Source organism: Brevundimonas diminuta ATCC 11568, from assembly GCF_000204035.1.
Lineage (GTDB): Bacteria > Pseudomonadota > Alphaproteobacteria > Caulobacterales > Caulobacteraceae > Brevundimonas > Brevundimonas diminuta.
The window spans coordinates 221,021-242,907 of sequence record NZ_GL883084.1; the positions used below are offsets into that span (position 1 = coordinate 221,021).

A 21,887-nucleotide genomic window follows, 5' to 3' on the forward strand; every position below is an offset into this window, starting at 1 on the left:
CCGCATCGGCCACGGCCGCCGAGATCAGCCCCAGGATGGCCTCGGTCGCGTCGGCGCGGCACGACGAGACGTCCAGCGCCCCGGCCAGCCGCCCCATATGGTCGTGGATGGGATGGGTGATGCAGCTCAGCCCCGTGTTGCGGGCGTGGAAATGCTGTTCGCGATGGATCGTCACGGCGCGATGCTCGGCCAGGGCCGTGCCGATGCCGTTGGTCCCCTCGACCGCCTCGGACCAGACGGCGCCGGGCCACAGGCCCCAGCGGTGGAAGGTGTCGTCGTCCGCGGCCGCCCCGCGTCGCTCGACCGGCACCCCCTCGGCGTTGGTCAGCAGGACGCAGCACCCCACGCCGCCGACGGCCAGAAACAGCCGGTCCAGCACGCCTTCGGCCGCGCGCGTCATCGCCTCCATCGCCTGACGCGCCTCGCGCAGCTGCTGTTCGGTGATGGTCTCGACCGCGCCGTGTTCGCTGGGGTCCAGGCCGTACAGGGTCACGGACCGACGCCACGACGCCGCCAAAGCCGAGCGCGCCCCGGCGCCCTCGTCGTCCAGCGCCTGACGGATCAGGCTGGCGTGTTCATCTCGCACTCTATCGCCCATGGCCGCAGCCTCCCAGGGTCAAGGTCGACCCCGATCAGACCCCCAAGAGCGCCGAGCGTCAATGCGACCTTTGCTCTAGGTCTCAGCCCGCTCGAACAGACCGGCCATGTCGACGCGGCGGCTGAGCAGGCCTTCCAGGGTGTAGCCGTCCAGCACCTTCATGAAGGCGGCCAGGGCCTGATGCAGGGCGCCCGTCAGGCCGCAGGCCGGGGCGATGATGCAACTGCCGCAGTCGACCAGATCGAAGCCGTCCTCGGTATGGCGCACCACGGCGCCGACGTTGATCTGATCCGGCGGACGCGCCAGCCGCACCCCGCCGAACCGCCCGCGCACGCTGACCAGATAGCCCGCGTTCACCAGGTCGCTGACCACCTTCATCAGATGGTTCTGCGAGATGCCGTAGGCCTGGGCGATCTCGGCGATCGAGCACAGCCGATCCTGGCGCGCGCCCAGATAGAGCAGCACCCGCATGGCGTAGTCGGTGTAGCGCGTCAGGCGCATTCAGCCTCTCGTGAGCCTTGGCGATCAGCGCGTCATCGCGCCGCAGAAAATTATATGCATCCTCGTTGCATGTTTCAAACGCGGGCTATAGATGCATTATCAATGCATCAATGGAGCGAAGGCGATGAACGGCCGCTCGCACAGTCAGACATCACAGCCGACGGACGGCCCCGACGCCGCTTCTGCGCCAGCGCCCCATCGCTCCACCCCGGTGTTCGACGCCGCCACCTTGCCCGCCGCCCTGCGAGCCGATCACAGCCTCAAGGCCGGAACCTGGGGGCTGATCCAGGTGCTGGAGGGCGAAGTTCGCTTGACCTATAGCGACCCGCACATGACCACCGTCCTGAAGCCCGGAACGCCGGGCCGCATCGGGCCGCAGCAGGTTCATTTCGTCGAGCCGCTGGGGCCGATGAAGATGCGCGTCGAATTCTACGACCGGCCGCCCGACGGCTAGGGCGCGGCCTCCCCCCTTCCTCCCCTTCCACATCGCAACGCCTAGGAGTTTCCTGATGGCTCAAGCCCTCAGCGAGCGCACGATCGCGCTTGTCAAAGCCACTGTCCCCGCGCTCGAGGCCCACGGCCTCGACATCGTCCGCGAGATGTATTCGCGGATGTTCCAGAACCCCGAGATCCGCGACCTGTTCAACCAGTCGCACCAGGGCGACGTTGGCTCGCAACCGCGCGCCCTGACCGGCGCCATCCTGGCCTACGCCAAGAACATCGACAACCTGAGCGCCCTGGCCGCCGCGGTCGAGCGCATCGCCCAGAAGCACGTCGGCCTGCAGATCCTGCCCGAACACTATCCGCACGTCGGAAACGCCCTGCTGGGCGCCATCGCCCATGTGCTGGGCGAGGCCGCGACCGAAGAGATCATGACCGCCTGGGGCGAGGCCTACTGGTTCCTGGCCGACATCCTGATCACCCGCGAGGCGGCCATCTATGAAGACCTGGCGGCGGCTCACGGCGGCTGGAACGGCTGGCGCGCCTTCGAGGTGGTCGAGGTGCGTCCCGAAAGCTCGGTCATCACCTCCTTCGTGCTGAAGCCCAAGGACGGCGGCCCGGTGCTGCGTCACCGACCGGGCCAGTATCTGACCTTCTGGTTCGATGTTCCCGGCCATGCGCCGATCAAGCGCAACTACTCCATCTCCTGCGCGCCGAACGACGAGACCTATCGCATCTCGGTCAAGCGCGAGGACAAGGGTCTGGCCTCGGGCTGGCTGCACGACAACGCCCGCGTCGGCATGGTGCTGAAGGTCGGGGCTCCGGCGGGCGACTTCTTCCTGCCCGAAACGCCGCAGCGCCCGGTCGTCCTGCTGTCCGGCGGCGTCGGCCTGACGCCCATGGTGTCGATGCTGGAGACCCTGGTGGCGGAGAAGACGGACACCGAGGTCCACTATGTCCACGGCGCCTATGACGCAGGAGTCCACGCCATGGGGCCGCACATCCGCGCCCTGACGGCGGCCCATCCGCGCGCGCGCAGCACCGTCTTCTATGAGGCCCCCGCCAATGACGGCGACGGCCATGATCACGCGGGACGCATCACCGGCGCCTGGCTGAGCCAGCAGACGCCGATCCAGGAGGCCGACTACTATCTGTGCGGCCCGCGTCCCTTCCTGCGCGCCCTGGTTTCGGACCTGCGCGACGCCGGCGTCCCGGCTGACCGCATCCACTATGAGTTCTTCAGCCCGGCGGACGAAATCCTCGCCGCCTGAGAACTCACGTCGAATCTGGGCCGTCCACGAGGCGGCCCAGGCTTCGCTCAATCCCGCTCGGGCGTCGGCAGCCGGGCGGGGTCGACGCGATGCGTCACCATGCGGCGATGCAGGTCGTTGATCACCCCGCTGCCCGTCTTGACGCACAGGCCCGGAAACACGGCGTGGACGAAGCAGGCCAGCGAGCCGACGAACATGGCCGCGCCGAACGAGGCGGCGACGCCCATGTGCTCCGTATAGCTCTCTCCGACCGAGGCCGGGTGATCGACGAACAGACGCTTGAGCATGAATCCTCCGCTACAGGCGACGGAGGATATCTCGATCTTCAGAGAGGATCATTTCTTTTCAATCTCCGAAACCAGCCAGAATAGAGAATATTATTCTCTCCACAGGCCGGTCAGAGCGGCAAGGCCGTCGTAAACTTGATCTGCTCCATGGCGAAGCTGGAGGAGACGTCGTCCAGCGGGGCGATGGCGATCAACCGGCGATAGAAGCGGTCATAGGCGGCGATGTCCTTGACCAGCACCTTGAGCAGATAGTCGACCTCGCCGCTCATCCGGTAGAATTCGACCACCTCGGGCAGGGCGGCGGCCTGTTTGAAGGTCTCCAGCCATTCGGCGTCGTGCCGCCGCGTCTTCACCGAGACGAAGACCACCAGCGGCAGGTCCAGCGCCTCGCGGTCCAGCAAGGCCACGCGCGCGGCAATGATCCCCGTATCCTGAAGCCGCTTCACCCGCTTCCAGCACGGCGTCTGCGTCAGGCCCACCCGCTCGGCCAGCTCGGCGATGGGCACGGTGGCGTCGTCCTGCAGTATGGCCAGCAGGCGACGGTCGATGGCGTCCAGTCCGCTCATGTCGCGGCCCTCCCCGGCCGTTCCAGGCGCCGCCTCAGGTCGTCAAGGCGCGGGGCAGTTTGAAGGTCACGGTCTCACGGGCGCCGTCGTCCTCGGTCACGGTCACGTCGAAGCGGGCGCGCAGGGCGTCGATCACCCCCTGCACCAACGGCTCGGGCGCCGAGGCCCCGGCGGTCAGGCCGACCGTCTCAACCCCGTCGAACCAGCTCCAGTCCAGATCGCCCGCGTCATCGACCAGGCGCGCGTCCCCGGCCCCGGCCTTCAGCGCCACATCCACCAGCCGTGCCGAGTTGGACGAGTTCTTGGACCCCACCACCAGCACCAGGCCGCAGCCCTCGCCCAGCCGCTTGACTGCCTCCTGACGGTTGGTGGTGGCGTAGCAGATGTCTTCCTTGTGCGGGTCGGGCAGCTCGGGGAAGCGCCGCTTCAGCGCCGCCAGAATCTCGGCCGTATCGTCCACCGATAGCGTCGTCTGGGTGGCGTAGGCCAGCGGCTGATCGCCGGGGCGCTGAAAGGCCTCCGCGTCCTCGACCGTCTCGACCAGGCTGATGGCCCCGGCGGGCAGCTGCCCCATGGTGCCGACGACCTCGGGGTGGCCCGCATGGCCGATCAGGATGACGTGGCGGCCCGCCGCGAAATTGCGCTCGGCCTCGACATGGACCTTGGACACCAGCGGGCAGGTGGCGTCCAGAAACAGCATCTCGCGCGACCGGGCCGTCGCGGGCACCGACTTGGGCACGCCGTGGGCCGAGAAAACGACCGGCCGGTCGTCCGGACACTCGTCCAGCTCCTTGACGAAGACGGCGCCCAGCCCCTTCAGCCGGTCGACGACGTGGCGGTTGTGAACGATCTCATGGCGCACATAGACGGGGGCGCCGTATTTCTCGATCGCGCGCTCGACGATCTGGATGGCCCGGTCCACCCCCGCGCAGAACCCCCGTGGCGTCGCCATGCGGACGGACAGGGGGCGGCGTTGAAACTGTGAGGACGAGACAGGCGCGTTCATGGTCCGGAACCTAGTCCTTCGCGCGCGCTCTCGCCACCTTCATCGCCGGGTGATGCGCGCGCCGTTTGCCGCGCCTCGCTTTAGCCGCTATCACCACCCAGCGTGGCCCGTTCGGGCGTCTGATCGGCCCCGCCTTCATCGACTGCCGGAAAGCTCCTGATGCGTCGCGTCCTGACCGCCCTCGCCGCCCTCTCCCTCACGGCCGCGCTGATCCCTCACGCCGCCGCGGCCCAGAGCGGTCGCCCCCAAGGCGGCCAGCAGGGCGGCCAGAAGGCCGAGCAGGCGCCGTCGCGTCCCATGCGCATCGCGCCGCTGAGCCGTCGCGCCAACGCCGGCCCGTGCCCCTATGTGAAGATTCTCTACGACGCGGCCCGCTTCGTCGAACTGTCCAACTATGAGCAGCCCACGACCAACGGCGTCGGCTTCACCGGCGAGATCGAAGGCGTCAGCTCCGACTGCGTCTATCGCGAGTCCGACCCGATCCGTCTGGACGTCAACCTGCTGTTCAGCCTGGGCAAGGGCCCGCAGGCCGAGGGCGACGCCCGCACCTATCGCTACTGGATCGCCGTGACCGAGCGGAACTCCGCCGTCCTGGCCAAGGAATATTTCGACCTGCCGGTGACCTTCGGCGGCGCCGACCGCACCCAGGCCGAGGCCAGCCAGACCATCGTCATCCCGCGCGCCGACGCCACCACCAGCGGCGGCAATTTCGAAGTCCTGATCGGCTTCGACGTCACGCCGCAGATGGCCGAGTTCAACCGATCCGGCAGCCGATTCCGTCCGACTGCGGGCCAACAGACCAACTAAGACATGACCGACCTCAAGACTTCTCTCAGCGAAGCGGTCGGGTCCGCCTTCGCCGCCGAAGGCGTGGACAAGGCCCTGGCCCGCGTCACCGCGTCCGACCGTCCCGACCTGGCCGACTTCCAGTCGAACGGCGCCCTGGCCGCCGCCAAGGCGCTGAAGGCCAATCCGCGCGAACTGGCCGCCAAGGTGGCCGAGCGTCTGGCCGCCGATCCGCGTCTCAGCTCGGTCGAGGTCGCGGGCCCCGGCTTCATCAACATGAAGCTGTCGAACGCGGCCCTGGCCCAGCGCGCGGCCGAGGTCGCGGCGGACAAGGAACTGGCCGGCGCCTCGCGCGTCGAACCGCGCAAGGTGGTCATCGACTACGGCGGTCCGAACGTGGCCAAGCCCATGCACGTCGGCCACCTGCGCAGCGCCATCATCGGCGAGAGCCTGAAGCGGCTGTTCCGCCTGCGCGGCGATGACGTCACCGGCGACGCCCACTTCGGCGACTGGGGCTTCCAGATGGGCCTGCTGATCACCGCCTGCGGCGACGAAGGGCTCGCGGACGCCTTCATGGTCGAGGGCGACGGTCCCTTCCCGGCCGAGACGCCGGTGACGCTGGCCGATCTGGACCGCCTCTATCCTCTGGCGGCGGGCAAGGCCAAGGAAGACCCCGCCTTCCGCGACCGCGCCCGCAAGGCAACCGCCGAACTGCAGGGCGGCCGCCCCGGCTATCGCGCCCTGTGGTCGCACTTCGTCGCCGTCAGCCGCGAGGCGCTGAAGCGCGAGTATGACGACCTGTCGGTCGACTTCGACCTGTGGAACGGCGAAAGCGACGCCGATCCCCTGATGGATGAGATGATCGCCGACCTGAAAGCCAAGGGCCTGTTGGTCGAGGACGACGGCGCCCAGGTGATCCACGTCGCCCGCGACGGCGAGACGCGCAAGAAGAAGCTGGCCGACGGCTCGGTGATCGAGGCGCCCTCGCCCCCGCCCCTGCTGGTCATCAGCTCGGAAGGTTCGGCCATGTACGGCACGACCGACCTGGCCACGATCCTGGACCGCAAGAAGTCGATCGGCCCGGACCTGATCCTCTACGTCGTCGACGAGCGCCAGGCCGAGCATTTCGAACAGGTCTTCCGCGCCGCCTATCTGGCCGGGTACGCGCCCGAGAAGTCGCTGGAGCACCTCGGCTTCGGCACCATGAACGGCGCCGACGGCAAGCCGTTCAAGACCCGCGCGGGCGGCGTGCTGAAGCTGCGCGACCTGATCGATCAGGCGACGGAAAAGGCGCGCGAGCGTCTGCACGAGGCCAAGCTGGGCGACGACCTGCCCGCCGAAGAGTTCGAAGACATCGCCCACAAGGTGGCGGTCGCCGCGCTGAAGTTCTCGGACCTGTCGAACAACCGCACGACCAGCTACGTCTTCGACCTCGACCGCTTCATGAGCTTCGAGGGCAAGACCGGCCCCTATCTGCTGTATCAGGCCGTGCGGGTGAAATCCCTGCTGCGCAAGGCGGCGGAACAGGGCGTGGCCCTGGCCCCCATCGTCATCGAGGAAGCCGCCGAGCGCGATCTGGCCCTGACGCTGGACGCCTTCGACGCGGCCACGGCCGACGCCTATGACAAGCGTTCGCCCAATCTGATCGCCGAGCACGCCTACCGGCTGGCGCAGAGCTTCTCGAAATTCTACGCCGCCTGCCCGATCCTGGTCGCGCCGGACGAGGCGACCAAGGGCTCGCGCCTGGCCCTGGCCGCCGCGACCCTGCACCAGCTGGAAACGGCGCTGCGCCTGCTGGGCATCGAGACGCCCGAGCGGATGTAATGTGATAAGGGGGAGGCGACCGCCAAGGAGCCTCCCCTCATGTCCCTCGACGCCTTCATCGCCGGCCTGCCCAAGGCCGAACTGCACCTGCACATCGAAGGCTCGCTGGAGCCCGAACTGATGTTCGAACTGGCGCAGCGCAACGGCGTCGCCATCCCCTACGACAGCGTCGAGGCCGTGCGCGCGGCCTATGACTTCTCGAACCTGCAGGACTTCCTCGACATCTATTATGCGGGCGCGGCCGTGCTGCTGACCCGTCAGGATTTCGAGGATCTGGCCTTCGCCTATTTCCAGCGCGCCGCCGCCGACAACGTCCGCCACGCCGAGATTTTCTTCGATCCCCAGACCCACACCGACCGGGGCGTGCCCTTCGCCGTCGTCGTTGAAGGCCTGATCGCGGGCATGGATCGGGCCAAGGCGGAGTTGGGCGTAACGTCGGGCCTGATCCTCAGCTTCCTGCGCCACCTCAGCGAAGACGAAGCCTTCGCCACGCTGGAGGCCGCCAAGCCCTATCTGCATCACTTCATCGGCGTCGGACTGGATTCCTCCGAGGTCGGCCACCCGCCGTCGAAGTTCCAACGCGTCTTCGCCGCCGCGCGCGAACTGGGCCTGAAGCTGTGCGCCCACGCGGGCGAGGAAGGCCCGCCCGAATACGTCCGCGAGGCGCTGGACCTGCTGCACATCGACCGCATGGACCACGGCAACCGCTCGATGGAGGACGAGGCCCTGATCGCCCGTCTGGCCGCCGAGCAGATGACGCTGACGGTCTGCCCCCTGTCGAACCTGAAGCTGTGCGTGGTCAAGGATCTGAAGGACCACCCGGTCCCCGAGATGCTGCGCCGCGGCCTGCACGTCACCCTGAACTCGGACGACCCCTCCTATTTCGGCGGCTATGTGAACGCCAACTATATCCAGTTGGCCGAGGCGGTCGGCCTGACGCGGGAACAGGTGACGCAACTGGCCAAGAACAGCTTCGAGGGCAGCTTCCTCAGCGACGCCGACAAGGCCGCTCGGATCGCCGAGGTGGACGCCTACGCGGCGGCGAACTGAGGCGCTCCACTCTCCCCCGCCGTCATCCGACATCCGACTCCCACGCGCACAATGTTCCTGATATGTTCCAGACATGGAGCACCCCGACCGACAGCCTGATGAAGACGCCGCCGGGCTGCGTTGGCTGTTCGTCGACCTGAACGCCTTCTTCACCAGCGTCGAACAGCAGCAGAACCCCGACTGGCGCGGCAGGCCCGTCATCGTCCGCCCGGCGATCAGCGAATACACCGGCGCCATCGCAGCCAGCTATGAGAGCAAGGCCTTCGGCGTCCGCACCGGGATGCAGGTGGCCGAGGCGCGTCGCCTGTGCCCCGACCTGATCGTCGCCGAGGCGCGGCCCGACCTCTATGTTCAGGTCCACAAGCAGATCATGCACGAGATCGACCAGCATGTGCCGGTGTGGAAGGTCGGCTCCATCGACGAATGTTCGTGCCAGTTGATCGGGCCGGAGCGGCAGGAAGCCAACGCCATCGCCCTGGCCCGGCGCATTCAGGCAGGGATCATGAAGAATGTGGGCGGGTGTCTGCGGTCCTCCATCGGACTGGCGCCCTCGCGGTTTCTGGCCAAGACGGCCTGCGGCATGAAGAAGCCCGCCGGGCTGACCATATTGCGCGCCCATGAACTGCCCGGCGCCATCCTGCACCTGCCGCTGTCGCAGTATCCGGGCGTCGGCTCGCGGATGCGCGAGCGGCTGGCGGCGGCGGGCGTCACGGACACGGCAGGCCTGTGGAACATGACCGCGAAGGAGGCGCGGGCGGTCTGGAACAGCATCGAGGGCGAACGCATCTGGCGCGGCCTGCACGGTCTCGACAGCGAGCCGACGCCGGAAAAACCGCTCGCCTCCATCAGCCACAGCCATGTGCTGGCGCAGGCCATGCGCAACCCGGACAAGGCGCGGGCGGTGGCGCGGCGCCTGATGGTCAAATGCGGGGCGCGGTTGCGGCGGATGGGGCTGACCGGCGCCGGGATCAGCCTGCATCTCGACATGGGCCCGAAGGGCGCCAAACGCGGCTGGGACACGACGGGCCTGACCCGCGCCGTCGCCCCGACCCAGGACACCTTCGCCCTGCTGGCCGCGCTGGACGCGCTGTGGCGCCGGGTCGAGCCGGAGCTGGAGGCCGGGCGGTTGAGCTATGTCGGCGTCGGCGTCCACGGTCTGAAGGCGCGCGACGCCTTTGAGGCCGACCTGTTCGACATCGGCCCGGATCAGGGCGGCGACGCACCGTCCTTACGCCTGTCGCAGGCGCTGGATGCGCTGAACAAACGCTATGGCAAGGACACGGTCAGCATCGGCCCCAAGGCTGGCTTGCCCGACTATATCGGCGCCAAAATCGCCTTCACCCGCATCCCCGACGAGGCGGACTTCTATGAGTGAGAGATCAGGTCTGCGGCCGCGATCTCGGCGACCTTCAGCGCGCTGAAGCTGGTCTTAGCGGCGGCCGCCGTGTCCGGGGCGATGGCGCGGCAGGCGTCCTCGATGACCACGGCCTCAAAGCCCTCGCGCACCGCGTCCTCGGCGGTGAAGCGGACGCAGTAATCATAGGCCAGACCGCACAGGAAGACGCGCTTTACGCCCAGATCGCGCAGCAGCCCCGCCAGACCGGTCGCCGTTCTGTGATCGTTCTCATAAAAGCCGGAGTAGCTGTCGACCGCCGGATTATAGCCCTTGCGAACCACGGCCAGCGCCTTGTTCACGGCCTGCGCCGCGTCGGGATGGAAGTCCGCCCCCTGCGTCCCCTGCACGCAGTGATCCGGCCACAGCATTTGCGGACCGTAGGCGACTTCGATCTGCGTGAAAGGCGCCGCGCCTGCGTGGTTGGAGGCGAAGCTGATCTGGTCCGGCGTGTGCCAGTCCTGGGTGGCGATGACGGTCGTGAACCGCTCGGCCAGCCGGTTGATCAGGGGCATGATCGCCGCCCCGCCCTGAACCGGCAGGGCGCCGCCCTCGCAGAAATCGTTCTGGGCGTCGATGACCAGAAGGGCGTCAGAAGCGGCGATCTGCATGGCGTCAGGCCGCCGCGATCTGGTCGACTTCGTTGGCCGAGCCGAGCACGACCGGCACCCGCTGGTGCAGTTCTGTGGGGGTCACGTCCATGATGGCCTGCTTGCCGTCGGTGGTGGACTTTCCGCCCGCCTGCTCGACCAGGAAGGACATGGGGTTGCCTTCATACATCAGGCGCAGCTTGCCCGGCTTGTTCGGCTCTCGTTTGTCCCACGGATAGAGGAAGACGCCGCCGCGCATCAGGATGCGGTGCACGTCGGCCACCATGGCGGCGACCCAGCGCATGTTGAAGTTCTTTCCGCGCGGCCCCTCGGCGCCCTTCAGGCAGCCGTCGACATAGCGCTGGACGCTCTCGGCCCAGTGGCGCTGGTTCGACATGTTGATGGCGAACTCTTTCGTATCCGCCGGAATGCGCACGTCCCCATGCGTCATCAGCCAACGGCCGTCGGACGCCAGGGTGAAGCCCGCCACCCCCTTGCCCGTCGTCAGCACCAGCATGGCCTGACCGGCGTAGACGGCGTAGAGCGCCGCGACCTGTTGACGACCGGTTTGCAGGAAATCGGCCTCGGTCGGCGTGGCCGACGGCGCCTTCAGCACCGAGACGATGGTGCCGACCGGCGCATTGATGTCGATGTTGGACGAGCCGTCCAGCGGATCGAACAGCACCAGATATTCGCCCGCCGGATTGGTCGCCGGCTGCACCGTGTCCATCTCTTCCGACGCCACGCCCGCCACGGCCGGATTGGCCAGCAGGGTCGCGGTCAGGATGTCGTTGGCGATGACGTCGAGCTTCTTCTGTTCCTCGTCCTGCACATTGACGGCGCCCGACGCGCCCAACGCCCCGACCAGAGCGCCGCCCGCCACCACCTGACGGATCTCGACGCAGGCGGCGGCGGCCGTCGTCAGCGTCTCGACCAGTCCCTGCGGCAGGTCGAGGGAGGCGAGGTGGGCGGCGAGATCGGTGCGGGCGGTCATGACGTCCTTGAAATCCTGTGGGCGAAGCGCGGTTCCACCCCCTCATGGCCGTTCGGATCGATCGCGGCAAGTCCGGCGCCGCTTGACTTCGCGCCGGAGTCGGGGCCTTAGGTCGAACGCTCTCGCGGGAGAGATCGGGTCCGTTCGCGGCGCCCGGAGCCGAAGGCGCAACCGCCCCGGAAACGCTCAGGCAAAAGGACCGCGAAAGCGCACGGACGCTGGAAAGTCGCCGAAGGATCGTCAAGAATCCGAGGGCGCGCCGACGGAGCAAGGCCGCCCCTTGGGAGGGAACGGTCGGAATCTCTCAGGCTTCAGGACAGCGGGGGCGCGACGACGGCGGAGCTATCGCCGCAACCCGCGACCCGGAGGCGACGCCATGAGCGATCAGGCCCTTAAGACTACCCCCCTCAACGCCGCGCATCGCGCGCTGGGCGCCCGCATGGTCGGCTTCGGCGGCTATGACATGCCGGTCCAGTATGAAGGCGTGCTGGCCGAGCACCGCTGGACCCGCGAGCACGCCGGCCTGTTCGACGTCTCCCACATGGGTCAGGCCCGCATCACCGGCGCCGACGCCATCGCCCAGTTCGAGCGCTTCGTGCCCGGCGACTATGCGATCGTGAAGCCCGGCAAGCAGAAATACTCCCTGCTGCTGAACGGCCAGGGCGGGATCATGGACGACCTGATGGCGGGTAAGCCGTTCGAGGACGGCCTCTATGTCGTCGTCAACGCGGGCAACAAGGACGCCGACTTCGCCTTCCTGAACGCCAATCTGTCGGGCGACGCCAAGCTGGAGGTGCTGGACCGCGCCCTGCTGGCCATCCAGGGGCCGGAAGCCGCCGAGGTCATGGCCAAGCACGAACCGGCGCTGGGCGACATGGGCTTCATGGACTGCCGCACCATCAGCCTGTTCGACGAGGACTGCATCGTCTCGCGCTCGGGCTACACCGGCGAGGACGGCTATGAAATTTCGGTTCCGGCCGCCGCCGCAGAGCGCGTGTGGAACCTGCTGCTGACCGACGCCCGCGTGAAGCCGGTCGGCCTGGGCGCGCGCGACAGCTTGCGTCTGGAAGCCGGCCTGCCGCTGCACGGCCACGACATCGACGCCGAGACCACCCCGGTCGAGGCCGCCCTGACCTTCGCCCTGTCCAAGTCGCGCAAGGAACGCGCCGACTTCGCCGGGGCTGACGTCATCCTGAAACAACTGGCCGAAAGCCCGGCTCGCGTCCGCGTCGGCCTGCACGTCAAGGAAGGCGCCCCCGCCCGCGAAGGCGCCGAGATCGCCGACGCCGACGGCGTCGTGATCGGCAAGATCACCTCGGGCGGCCCCTCGCCGACGCTGGGTCACAACATCGCCATGGGCTATGTGCCGCCGGCCTTCGCCGAGCTGGGCACGGTCCTGAAAGTCCTGGTGCGCGGCCGTCCCGCCGCCGCCGAAGTCATCGCCACGCCTTTCGTGGCGACCCGCTATTATCGCAAACCCAAGGCCTGAAGAGGGGTCAGTACATGAAGTTCACCAAGGATCACGAGTGGGTTCGCCTGGACGGCGACGTCGCCACAGTCGGCATCTCCAAGCACGCCGCTGACGCTCTGGGCGACGTGGTGTTCGTCGAGACGCCGGAAGCCGGCAAGACCGTCTCGGTCGGCGACAGCTTCGCCGTCGTGGAATCGGTCAAAGCCGCCTCGGACGTCTACGCTCCCATCGCGGGCGAAGTGATCGAGGGCAACGCCGCACTGGCCGACGCCCCCGAAACCGTCAACGCCGATCCCGAAGGCGACGGCTGGTTCGCCAAGATCAAAGTGTCCGACGCCTCGGTGCTGGACGGCCTGATGGATCAGGCCGCCTACGACGCCTATCTGACCACCCTCTAAGACCCGCCGTCGTCCCCGGACGGCGCGGCGCGCCGATCCGGGATCGCCGGATTCCCCGCCGCTTGAAGCGCTCCCGGAGCGTCGCCCCGCGCGACCTCCGGGATGCCGCCGAGGACTTGTAATGCGCTACCTCCCCCTGACGCCCGACGACCGTGAGGCCATGCTGGCCGCCATCGGCGCCAAATCCATCGACGACCTGTTCATCGACGTGCCGCAGGCTGCGCGCCGCGACGGCTTCGTCGACCTGCCCCGCGTGGCGGGCGAGCTGGAGGTCGAACGCGCCCTCTCGGCCATGGCGAGCAAGAACGCCACGGCGGGAACCGCGCCCTTCTTCTGCGGCGCCGGGGCCTATAAGCACCACATCCCGGCCACCGTAGACCATGTGATCCAGCGGTCGGAGTTCCTGACCAGCTACACCCCCTATCAGCCGGAAATCGCCCAGGGCACGCTGCAGTACCTGTACGAGTTCCAGACCCAGGTCGCGAACCTGACCGGCATGGAAGTCGCCAACGCCTCACTCTATGACGGTTCGACCGCCATGGCCGAAGGCGTGCTGATGGCCACCCGCGTGACCCGCCGCAACAAGGCCGTCATCTCGGGCGGCGTCCACCCCCACTACGTCAAGGCGACCGAGACAGTGGTTCACGCCGTCGGCGTCGAGACCCAGGCCCTGACCGCCGCCGTTGACGCCGAAGACGCCGTCATCGCCGCCATCGACAAGGACACGGCCTGCGTCGTCGTCCAGACCCCCAACGTCTTCGGCACCGCCACCGATGTGACGAAGATCGCCGAAGCCGCCCACGCCGCGGGCGCCCTGCTGATCGTCGTGGTGACGGAAGCCGTGTCGATGGGCTTGCTGAAGTCGCCCGGCGAAATGGGCGCCGACATCGTCGCGGCCGAAGGCCAGTCGATCGGCAACGCCCTGAACTTCGGCGGCCCCTACATCGGCCTGTTCGCCACCCGTGAGAAGCTGCTGCGCCAGACGCCCGGCCGCTACTGCGGCGAAACGGTGGACGCCGAGGGCAAGCGCGGCTTCGTCCTGACCCTGTCGACGCGCGAGCAGCACATCCGCCGCGACAAGGCCACCTCGAACATCTGCACCAACTCTGGCCTGTGCTGCCTGGCGTTCAGCATCCACATGAGCCTGCTGGGCGAGACGGGCCTGCGCCAACTGGCTCTGCTGAACCACGAGAAGGCGCTCGCCACCCGCGACGCGCTCGCCGCCATTCCGGGCGTCGAGGTGCTGACCCCGCGCTTCTTCAACGAGTTCGCGGTCAAGCTGCCGAAGAACGCCGCTAAGGTGGTGCAGACCATGGCCGACAACGGCATTCTGTGCGGCGTGCCCTACAGCCGTCTGGCGCCCGATGCGGGCCTCGACGACGTCCTGCTGGTCGCCGCCACCGAGACGACGCTGGACGCCGACATCAAGATCCTGGCGGGTGCGCTCGCCAAGGTTCTGGCCGCCTAAGGGGAGATTGGAACCATGAGCACCATGAACACTGTCGGCCGCCCGACCGCCCCGAACGCCGCCTCGGACGCGTCCTACAAGCCCGCCACCCTGACCGGCGGGCGCGGCCTGCTGCAGGACGAGCCGCTGATCTTCGAAGGCGAAGGCTGGGGCAAGACCGGCGTCGACCTGCCGAAACCCGCCGGCAACGGCTCGGACCTGGGCGATCTGGTCCGCAAGGATCCGATCGGCTTGCCCGGCCTCAGCGAGCCCGAGGCCATGCGCCACTATGTGCGCCTGAGCCAGAAGAACCACGCCATCGATCTGGCCCTGTATCCGCTGGGCTCGTGCACGATGAAGCACAACCCGCGCCTGAACGAAAAGATGGCGCGCCTGCCCGGCTTCTCGGACATCCACCCGCTGCAGCCGCAGTCGACGGTGCAGGGCGCGCTGGAGCTGATGGACCAGCTGGCCCACTGGCTGACGACGCTGACGGGCATGCCCGCCGTCGCCCTGTCGCCCAAGGCGGGCGCCCACGGCGAGCTGTGCGGCCTGATGGCCATCCGCGCCGCCCACGAAGCCAAGGGCGAGCATGAGCAGCGCCGCAAGGTGCTGGTCCCGACCTCGGCCCACGGCACCAACCCGGCCACGGCCGCCTTCGTCGGCTATTCGGTGGTCGAAGTGGCCCAGACCGACGACGGCCGCGTCGACGTGGCCGATCTGGCGTCCAAGCTGGGTCCGGACGTGGCCGCCATCATGGTCACCAACCCGAACACCTGCGGCCTGTTCGAGCGCGACATCCTGGAGATCAGCCGCCTGACGCACGAAGCGGGCGCCTACTTCTATTGCGACGGCGCCAACTTCAACGCCATCGTCGGTCGGGTGCGCCCCGGCGACCTGGGCGTCGACGCCATGCACATCAACCTGCACAAGACCTTCTCGACGCCGCACGGCGGCGGCGGTCCGGGCGCCGGTCCGGTCGTGCTGTCGGAGGCCCTGGCCCCCTTCGCCCCCGCCCCGTGGGTGGTGAACACCGGCGACGGCTACAAGCTGGTCGAGCGTGAGGAAGACGAGGCCGAACAGGCTTTCGGCCGTCTGTGCGCCTTCCAGGGCCAGATGGGCATGTATGTGCGCGCCCTCAGCTACATGATGTCCCACGGCGCTGACGGCCTGCGTCAGGTCGCCGAGGACGCTGTGCTGAACGCCAACTACATCAAGGCCCGTCTGGAAGACCTGATGAGCCCGGCCTTCCCTGACGGTCCGTGCATGCACGAGGCCCTGTTCGACGACGAATGGCTGAAGGGCACGGACGTCACCACGCTCGACTTCGCCAAGGCGATGATCGACGAGGGCTTCCACCCGATGACCATGTACTTCCCCCTGGTCGTCCACGGCGCCATGCTGATCGAGCCGACCGAGACGGAGTCCAAGGCCGAACTGGACCGCTTCATCGAGGCCATGCGCCTGCTGGCGGGCGCCGCCAAGGCGGGCGACGTGGAACGCTTCAAGGGCGCCCCCTTCCATGCGCCCCTGCGGCGTCTGGACGAGACCCGCGCCGCGCGCTCGCCGCGCCTGCGCTGGGCCGCGCCGGAAGGCTCCAACCGCGCCGGCTGATCCGGTCGGAACAGGCCTGAACACCGGGAACGCCGTGTCTTTCGGGACACGGCGTTCTGCATTTCGGGGCCGACTTACGAAAGCGTCATGGCGACGCCGCCTTTCGGCCTTGTCTCGTGCGTTTACTGATCGTCGGCCCTCCCTGGCCGAACCCTTGTTCGAGACGCCGCCCCGTGACCCTGGTCCTGCCCTCGCTGCGCCCGCCTCCGCCGCCCCGTCCGGGGCTGGCGCGGCGTCTGCGTCGCCTGGCGCTGATGGCGGTCGGTTTCCTCATCATCGTGCTGGGCATATTGATCGCCCCCCTGCCCGGCCCCGGCGGCGTGCCGGTCATCGCCCTGGGCCTCGTCATCGTCCTGCGCAACTCCTGGTGGGCCAAGCGGCAGTTCATCCGCGCCCAGCGCGCCCGGCCGAAATGGGTCTATCCCTTCCGCCGTCTGATGCGCAAAAAGCCCGAAATCGCCCCTGTCTTCTGGCAGCAGACCCTACGCGCTGAAAAGATGGTGCTGCGTCGCCGTCGCCGCCCCCTGGCGCGGTTCCGTCGTCGCCTGCGCCGGACCTGGCGCGCGTTACGGCGATAAAGGCCAAGCTAAGGCAAACACGGGAATGTGAACGAGGTTCACGCCGCATCCGCGCGGATCGGCGTATGCTCCGCCTTGCGTAGTCTCGAAGTTGAATGCGTTGGGAGGCGCTGTTCACATGATGTCACGCGTAAAAAAGGGAATCATCGCCGGCTTCGTCGCTACGGTCGCGGTTTCCGTGCTTGAAATAGCCAACCTGTTCCTCAATCACATGTTCGATCCCTTTCCGGGGATCATCGCCCAGATGTTCGGCATGCCGGGCAATATGGCGGCCGGTTGGGTGATCCACCTGCTGATGGGCACCTTCGTGCTTGGGTCGCTGTTCGGCGTCGTCTATCCGCGACTGCCCACCGCCACGCCGATCACCAAGGGCATCGTCTTCGCCGTCGGCGCCTGGGTGGCGATGATGCTGTTCCTCACCATGGTGGGCGACTATCGGACCTTCACCGGCTCGTCCGGCTTCGGCACCATCGGCTGGCTGCTGGCGCTGCACATGGTCTTCGGCGCCGTCCTGGGCAACGTCTACTATCGCCTGGTCGAGCGCGAGAAACGCGGCGCAGCTCCGATTGGAGCCGCCCCCGCCCACTGACCGTCCTCCGTCCCGAAAACAGGATTTCGGACAAGCAAAAAGGCCCCGCCGTCGCCGGCGGGGCCTGATGCTTTTCGGGGCTAAGCCTGTTCGCCGAAGCGATCAGTTCAGCTTGCCGCCGATCTGGGCGATGGCCTGGTCGATCAGCGCGTCCGTCTTGGCGCCGGCGATGCGGGCGGCCAGGATCTGGTGCGCGGCCTTGGCGGCCAGGTCGGCGGCCGCAGCCTTGACCTCTTGGGTGGCCTCGGCCTCCGCCTGGGCGATGCGGCGCTCGGCCAGGGCCTGACGGCGAGCGGTCGATTCCTCGATGCGCGCCTTGGCGTCGGCTTCCAGACGCTTGGCGTCGGCTTCGGCGGTGGCCAGCAGGTCGGCGGCCTGAGCTTCAGCCTCGGCCTTCTCCTGACGGATCTGGGCCAGCATCGCTTCGGCTTCGGCGCGCAGGCGGGCGGCCTCGTCCAGTTCGGATTGGATCTTGGCGGCCTTGGCGTCCAGGCTGGTGGCGACCAGCTTGGGCACGCCCGCCATCACCACGATGGCGATGAAGATCAGCAGGCCGATCGCGACCCACAGTTCAGGGTTGGCGACATCATAAAAATGACCGGTCAGGAAGGCGGGCATATCAGGCGGCTCCCTTGATAGCGGCGGCCAGTTCGGCGTCTGAGGCCTTCGAGCCGGTCAGACGCTCGAGCATGGCGCCCGCCGCGTCCGAGGCGATGATCGTGACGTTCGCCATGGCGGCGTCGCGGGTCTTGGCGATGGCCCCTTCGGCCTCGGCGATGCGCGCGTTGACCACGGCTTCGTCCGCCGCCAGGCGGGCGTTGAATTCTTCGGTAACGCGCTGCTTGGCGGCCACGGCGGTCGCGCGGGCGTCCGCGCGGGCCTTTTCAACCTCGGCGCGGGCGGCCTCAGCCTGAGCGGCCGCTTCGGTCTGGACCGAGCGGGCGGCGGCGACGGCGCTGTCGATGGTCTCGGCGCGCTCGTCCATGACCTTGCGCAGACGCGGGGCGAAGACCTTGGCGACCAGCACATACAGGACGACGAACAGGATCAGCAGATAGCCGATCTGGCCCGCCCAGTGCTGGAACTCCAGCTGAGGCAACCCCGATGAGCCATGCTCCACTGAAGCATGCGTGTCTGCGATCACGTCGCTGGACACGTTGTTCAGCGTGTCATTTGTGCTTTGTGCGGCCATGGTCCGTCTAATTTCAGATCAAGACAACGGCGCGCAGGACGAGCCTGCGCGCCATCGAAACTGGTGATCTTCCCAGATCAGAGGAAGAACATCAGGATACCCAGCACGAAGGCCAGGATGCCCAGGGCTTCGGCCAGGGCCGCGCCGACGAACAGGTTGCCGACTTGCGAGGCGGCGGCGGCCGGGTTGCGCAGGGCGCCGGCCAGGAAGTTGCCGAAGATGTTGCCGACGGCCAGGGCCGAGCCGATCATGCCCAGGGTGGCGAGACCAGCGCCGATGTACTTAGCGGCTTCAGCGTCCATGATGATTTCCTAATTTCTTGGAGCGTTGGAGGGTAGGGTTACAGACTGGACGTAGGCCTTAATGGCCCTCGCCCAGGTTGACCACATCGTTGAGGTAAATGCAGGTCAGAACGGTGAAAACGAAGGCCTGAAGGAAGGCCACGAGGAACTCAAGCGCCGTCATCGCGACCGTCATGCCCAGCGACAGAGCCGCCACGCCGATGAGTGCATAGGCGAATCCGCCGGCAGCGATGGCGAAGGCGCCCAATTGAACCACGAACTGGGCGAAGATCTTCAGCGCCACGTGACCGCCCAGCATGTTGCCGAACAGACGAAGCGCGAGAGTGAAGGGACGAAGGAGGAAAGACACCAGCTCAATGGCCCCGACCACCGGCCGCAGCGCCAGGGGCGCACTGGTCGGCCAGAACAGCCCCAGGAACCGGAAACCGTTCTTGACCACGCCGATGACAACGACCGTCAGGAAGGTGATCAAGCCCAGGGTCAGGGTGATCGCCAGTTGCGAGGTGGCGGTGAAGGTCAGGAACATGCCCAGCAGGTTCATCGACAGAACCATCAGGAACATGGTGAAGGCGAAGGGGAAATATTTCCGGCCTTCATGACCGATGATGGAGTTGGCCAGGTTGTCGACCATGCCGAACAGGCTTTCGCCCGCCGCCTGCATCCGGCCCGGCACCACCTTGGCGCCCGAGGTCGCCAGGGTCAGGAAGCCGACGACGCCCACGAAGGCGATGGTCATGGCCACGTGCGAATTAGTGATGGCGATCACCTGCTCGCCCAGGACGGGAACATTGACCGTGCCGAACTCTACGAGCGGCTTGACCTCAAATTGTTCAATCGGACCGGCCATAAAGCCTATCGTTCCCTGTTTTCTTCGTCAGCCTCGACGATAGGTTCGCCCTGTTGAGGCAAACCCGCCGCCTTGGCCTGCGCCATCAGCCGATTGGCTGTGCGGCGCGCCATATAAACCGATAAGGCGAAGCCCAGAAGAACCCCGCCCACAACGCCTATCGGCGTCGTCCCGAACAGCCGGTCGACGCCAAAACCAAGTGCGAGACCGATCAGCACCCCGCCGAGCAATTCGGCGATGATGCGATAGGCCTGGCCGACGACCTTTTGCGCGGCGACATCGACGGACTTGTCCGCCTGGACCTTCGCCTCCAGTGCGGATGCGCTTTCGTGGAGGCGTTTGATCGCCTCTTCGCGCGATTCCTTCGTCGGGGACATGGGCCTGTTCGCTCAGCGCCCGGCGCAGGGCCGGAACGGGTCTGAATTTCGGCGCGGAACCTATAGGCGAGACGGCCTCAGGTCAAGGCGGCGCGCCTTGGACTTAAGTCCATGACTTTCCGACGCTTCTTGGGGGCGCGACGTTCCGTCCCGGCTAAGGTTGCGACTCTTCGTCCTCGCTGACGAAATCCTGGGCGAACTCGGGCGCCGCGTCGTCCAGCCCGGTCAGCAGATCCTCGCCTTCGTCGTCGCCTGCACGCGAGGGGTCGGGCACCTCGAAACCGACCGGCATGGACAGATCCAGCAGGCCCGCCGCCTTCATCTCCTGCACGCCCGGCAGGTCATAGAGACTCGCGAGACTGAAATGCTCGAGGAAGCGGTCGGTCGTGGCGTAGGTCACCGGCCGTCCCGGCGTGCGGCGACGCCCACGCAGGCGCACGAAGTCCATCTCCAGCAGCAGGTCCAGCGTGCCCTTGGACAGGGAGACGCCGCGCACGCTCTCGACTTCGGCGCGGGTGCAGGGCTGGTGGTAGGCGATGATGGCCAGGGTCTCGAGCGCGGCCTTGGACAGGCGGCGCGGCTCCTCGCGCTCCTCGGTCATCAGGAAGCCGAGGTCGGGCGCCGTGCGGAACCGCCAACGCTCGGCCACGCAGTCCAGCTCGACCCCGCGGCCCTGATAGCGTTCCTGAAGCGCGGTCAGCGCCCCGCCGACGTCGGCGCCCTCGGGCAGACGACGCGCGATCTCGGCCAGCGACAGCGGCGCGGCGGCGGCGAACAGCAGGGCCTCGACCCGGCGTTCGATCTCGAGGTGATCCGGGGTGAAGTCGAGGGTCACGGCGTCAGCTCCAACGGCTGCCCCAGCCCTCTGCGCTTCAGCCAGACCGCGTCGAATGGCCGCTCCTGCCGGATGTCCATGCCGCCCTCCTTCACCAGCTCCAGACTGGCCGACAGGGTGGAGGCGGTATAGCTGGCCTGGCTGGGGCCTTCCTGCCCCTCCGGCTTCTGGGGCGCCACGCGCTCCAGCGGCGTCCATTCAGCCAGACGCGGCATGATCTCGCGCAGCCAGTCGCGCGCGGCCTCCAGCTGGAAGGCCTCGACCCGCTGGCCGGGGGCGTATTTGCGGCGCTCCTCGCGACGGCGCTGGGCGACATAGGCGCTCATCAGCTCATAGAGGCTGGCGTCCACCCGGTCAGACGGGATGATGACCGTCGCCTGAGGGTCTCCGCGCGTAAAGACGTCGCGCTTCAGCTGCGGGCGGCCGGTGATGGCCTCGACCGCTGTGCGCATGGCCTCCAGCTTCTGCAGGCGGAAGGCCAGGGCGGCGGCGATCTCTTCGGCGGGCGGCTCCTCCGGCTTGTCCTTCTCGTTTCGCGGGATCAGCAGGCGCGACTTCAGATAGGCCAGCCACGACGCCATCACGAGGTAGTCGGCCGCCAGCGCGAAATTCCTCCGCCGCGCCTCATGCACGAAGGCTAGATACTGTTCCGCCAGACGGGTGATGGACAGCTTCAGCAGGTCCACCTTCTGCGTCCGCGCCAGGGCCAGAAGGACGTGCAGCGGGCCTTCATAACCCTCCAGATCGACGACGAAGGCTTCCTGCGCCTCGACCTGTTCGACGGCGGTGAAGTCGAGGTTCGGCTGGAAGGCCTCGCTCATGCGCCCTCCCCGGCCATCTAGGCCTGCGCCTCGCCCACGTCCGGCCCCTTGGCGGCGTCGAAGCGGCCGTTCAGCGCCGCCTCCAGCCGGGCGCGGCCCTCGGCGACGT

General features: G+C 67.6%; 26 protein-coding genes and 1 riboswitch. Of the genes, 12 read left to right on the plus strand and 14 right to left on the minus strand.

Annotation, left to right across the window (positions count from 1 at the left end; all coding sequences use genetic code 11):
- Both BDIM_RS01115 and BDIM_RS01120 read right to left on the minus strand, forming a co-directional pair.
- A partial coding sequence (locus BDIM_RS01115) for a GAF domain-containing protein (protein ID WP_040344491.1) occupies positions 1 to 598 on the minus strand: 598 nt, incomplete at its 3' end.
- A 75-nt stretch (positions 599 to 673) separates the two neighbouring features.
- Positions 674 to 1,099: an RrF2 family transcriptional regulator gene (locus tag BDIM_RS01120; RefSeq protein WP_003163721.1), complete on the minus strand. Its 426-nt coding sequence runs from the start codon at positions 1,097 to 1,099 to the stop codon at positions 674 to 676.
- A gap of 124 nt (positions 1,100 to 1,223) precedes the next feature.
- Here BDIM_RS01120 and BDIM_RS01125 point away from each other — a divergent pair, with 124 nt between their 5' ends.
- Positions 1,224 to 1,553: a TehB family protein gene (locus BDIM_RS01125; protein WP_081461802.1), complete on the plus strand. Its 330-nt coding sequence runs from the start codon at positions 1,224 to 1,226 to the stop codon at positions 1,551 to 1,553.
- 55 nt (positions 1,554 to 1,608) lie between these two features.
- Entirely contained in the window at positions 1,609 to 2,811 is a 1,203-nt protein-coding gene (gene hmpA / locus BDIM_RS01130; RefSeq protein ID WP_003163723.1) for an NO-inducible flavohemoprotein, read from the plus strand.
- A 47-nt stretch (positions 2,812 to 2,858) separates the two neighbouring features.
- On the opposite strand, the gene BDIM_RS01135 is transcribed toward hmpA, so the two are convergent.
- The 3 genes from BDIM_RS01135 to ispH form a co-directional block, all read right to left on the minus strand.
- Positions 2,859 to 3,098 carry a DUF6356 family protein gene (locus BDIM_RS01135; protein WP_003163724.1) on the minus strand — a complete coding sequence of 80 codons (240 nt, stop codon included), beginning with the start codon at positions 3,096 to 3,098 and terminating at the stop codon, positions 2,859 to 2,861.
- A 110-nt stretch (positions 3,099 to 3,208) separates the two neighbouring features.
- Entirely contained in the window at positions 3,209 to 3,664 is a 456-nt protein-coding gene (locus BDIM_RS01140; RefSeq protein ID WP_003163725.1) for an Lrp/AsnC family transcriptional regulator, read from the minus strand.
- Positions 3,665 to 3,698: 34 nt separating this feature from the next.
- A complete protein-coding gene (ispH, locus tag BDIM_RS01145) occupies positions 3,699 to 4,670 on the minus strand; it encodes a 4-hydroxy-3-methylbut-2-enyl diphosphate reductase (protein WP_040344492.1) in 972 nt (323 codons plus the stop codon).
- A 159-nt stretch (positions 4,671 to 4,829) separates the two neighbouring features.
- Between ispH and BDIM_RS01150 the strand changes: the two genes are divergently transcribed.
- The 4 genes from BDIM_RS01150 to BDIM_RS01165 all read left to right on the plus strand — a co-directional run bounded on the left by BDIM_RS01150 (position 4,830) and on the right by BDIM_RS01165 (position 9,705).
- Complete coding sequence (locus BDIM_RS01150; protein WP_003163727.1) at positions 4,830 to 5,477, plus strand: hypothetical protein; 648 nt, start codon at positions 4,830 to 4,832, stop codon at positions 5,475 to 5,477.
- A 3-nt stretch (positions 5,478 to 5,480) separates the two neighbouring features.
- Positions 5,481 to 7,280 (plus strand): arginine--tRNA ligase, encoded by a 1,800-nt coding sequence (argS, locus tag BDIM_RS01155; protein ID WP_003163728.1) that lies wholly within the window; start codon positions 5,481 to 5,483, stop codon positions 7,278 to 7,280.
- A 39-nt stretch (positions 7,281 to 7,319) separates the two neighbouring features.
- The gene (locus tag BDIM_RS01160; RefSeq protein ID WP_003163729.1) at positions 7,320 to 8,330 is read left to right on the plus strand and encodes an adenosine deaminase; all 1,011 of its coding nucleotides are present in this window, start codon (positions 7,320 to 7,322) and stop codon (positions 8,328 to 8,330) included.
- A 73-nt stretch (positions 8,331 to 8,403) separates the two neighbouring features.
- On the plus strand, positions 8,404 to 9,705 hold the full coding sequence (locus BDIM_RS01165) for a Y-family DNA polymerase (RefSeq protein WP_003163730.1): 1,302 nt from the start codon (positions 8,404 to 8,406) through the stop codon (positions 9,703 to 9,705).
- On the opposite strand, the gene pncA is transcribed toward BDIM_RS01165, so the two are convergent.
- Both pncA and BDIM_RS01175 read right to left on the minus strand, forming a co-directional pair.
- Complete coding sequence (gene pncA / locus BDIM_RS01170) at positions 9,696 to 10,334, minus strand: bifunctional nicotinamidase/pyrazinamidase (protein WP_003163731.1); 639 nt, start codon at positions 10,332 to 10,334, stop codon at positions 9,696 to 9,698. The genes BDIM_RS01165 and pncA overlap by 10 nt on opposite strands.
- A gap of 4 nt (positions 10,335 to 10,338) precedes the next feature.
- Positions 10,339 to 11,307, minus strand: a complete 969-nt coding sequence (locus BDIM_RS01175) for a class 1 fructose-bisphosphatase (protein ID WP_003163732.1) — start codon at positions 11,305 to 11,307, stop codon at positions 10,339 to 10,341.
- A 115-nt stretch (positions 11,308 to 11,422) separates the two neighbouring features.
- A riboswitch (glycine riboswitch) is annotated at positions 11,423 to 11,519 on the plus strand.
- Positions 11,520 to 11,683: 164 nt separating this feature from the next.
- Between BDIM_RS01175 and gcvT the strand changes: the two genes are divergently transcribed.
- The 6 genes from gcvT to BDIM_RS01205 all read left to right on the plus strand — a co-directional run bounded on the left by gcvT (position 11,684) and on the right by BDIM_RS01205 (position 17,404).
- A complete protein-coding gene (gcvT, locus tag BDIM_RS01180) occupies positions 11,684 to 12,796 on the plus strand; it encodes a glycine cleavage system aminomethyltransferase GcvT (RefSeq protein WP_040344493.1) in 1,113 nt (370 codons plus the stop codon).
- Positions 12,797 to 12,810: 14 nt separating this feature from the next.
- Positions 12,811 to 13,176, plus strand: a complete 366-nt coding sequence (gene gcvH, locus BDIM_RS01185; protein ID WP_003163734.1) for a glycine cleavage system protein GcvH — start codon at positions 12,811 to 12,813, stop codon at positions 13,174 to 13,176.
- A 121-nt stretch (positions 13,177 to 13,297) separates the two neighbouring features.
- The gene (gene gcvPA, locus BDIM_RS01190; protein WP_003163735.1) at positions 13,298 to 14,644 is read left to right on the plus strand and encodes an aminomethyl-transferring glycine dehydrogenase subunit GcvPA; all 1,347 of its coding nucleotides are present in this window, start codon (positions 13,298 to 13,300) and stop codon (positions 14,642 to 14,644) included.
- A gap of 15 nt (positions 14,645 to 14,659) precedes the next feature.
- A complete protein-coding gene (gene gcvPB / locus BDIM_RS01195) occupies positions 14,660 to 16,237 on the plus strand; it encodes an aminomethyl-transferring glycine dehydrogenase subunit GcvPB (protein WP_003163736.1) in 1,578 nt (525 codons plus the stop codon).
- A gap of 173 nt (positions 16,238 to 16,410) precedes the next feature.
- Positions 16,411 to 16,815, plus strand: coding sequence for a PGPGW domain-containing protein (locus tag BDIM_RS01200; RefSeq protein WP_003163737.1), 405 nt, complete (start codon positions 16,411 to 16,413; stop codon positions 16,813 to 16,815).
- A gap of 118 nt (positions 16,816 to 16,933) precedes the next feature.
- Entirely contained in the window at positions 16,934 to 17,404 is a 471-nt protein-coding gene (locus BDIM_RS01205) for a DUF6789 family protein (RefSeq protein ID WP_003163738.1), read from the plus strand.
- A 102-nt stretch (positions 17,405 to 17,506) separates the two neighbouring features.
- On the opposite strand, the gene BDIM_RS01210 is transcribed toward BDIM_RS01205, so the two are convergent.
- From BDIM_RS01210 to BDIM_RS01240, 7 genes are all read right to left on the minus strand, one after another.
- On the minus strand, positions 17,507 to 18,022 hold the full coding sequence (locus tag BDIM_RS01210; RefSeq protein WP_003163739.1) for a F0F1 ATP synthase subunit B: 516 nt from the start codon (positions 18,020 to 18,022) through the stop codon (positions 17,507 to 17,509).
- Position 18,023: 1 nt separating this feature from the next.
- Positions 18,024 to 18,596 carry a F0F1 ATP synthase subunit B family protein gene (locus tag BDIM_RS01215; RefSeq protein WP_003163740.1) on the minus strand — a complete coding sequence of 191 codons (573 nt, stop codon included), beginning with the start codon at positions 18,594 to 18,596 and terminating at the stop codon, positions 18,024 to 18,026.
- A gap of 77 nt (positions 18,597 to 18,673) precedes the next feature.
- Complete coding sequence (locus BDIM_RS01220) at positions 18,674 to 18,898, minus strand: F0F1 ATP synthase subunit C (RefSeq protein WP_003163741.1); 225 nt, start codon at positions 18,896 to 18,898, stop codon at positions 18,674 to 18,676.
- A gap of 58 nt (positions 18,899 to 18,956) precedes the next feature.
- Positions 18,957 to 19,745 carry a F0F1 ATP synthase subunit A gene (locus BDIM_RS01225; RefSeq protein ID WP_003163742.1) on the minus strand — a complete coding sequence of 263 codons (789 nt, stop codon included), beginning with the start codon at positions 19,743 to 19,745 and terminating at the stop codon, positions 18,957 to 18,959.
- Positions 19,746 to 19,750: 5 nt separating this feature from the next.
- The gene (locus tag BDIM_RS01230; RefSeq protein WP_003163743.1) at positions 19,751 to 20,122 is read right to left on the minus strand and encodes an AtpZ/AtpI family protein; all 372 of its coding nucleotides are present in this window, start codon (positions 20,120 to 20,122) and stop codon (positions 19,751 to 19,753) included.
- Between the two features lie 154 nt (positions 20,123 to 20,276).
- Positions 20,277 to 20,957, minus strand: a complete 681-nt coding sequence (gene scpB / locus BDIM_RS01235; RefSeq protein ID WP_003163744.1) for an SMC-Scp complex subunit ScpB — start codon at positions 20,955 to 20,957, stop codon at positions 20,277 to 20,279.
- Positions 20,954 to 21,778 carry a segregation and condensation protein A gene (locus BDIM_RS01240; protein WP_003163745.1) on the minus strand — a complete coding sequence of 275 codons (825 nt, stop codon included), beginning with the start codon at positions 21,776 to 21,778 and terminating at the stop codon, positions 20,954 to 20,956. The genes scpB and BDIM_RS01240 overlap by 4 nt, the downstream gene beginning before the upstream one ends.
- Positions 21,779 to 21,887: the final 109 nt, after the last annotated feature.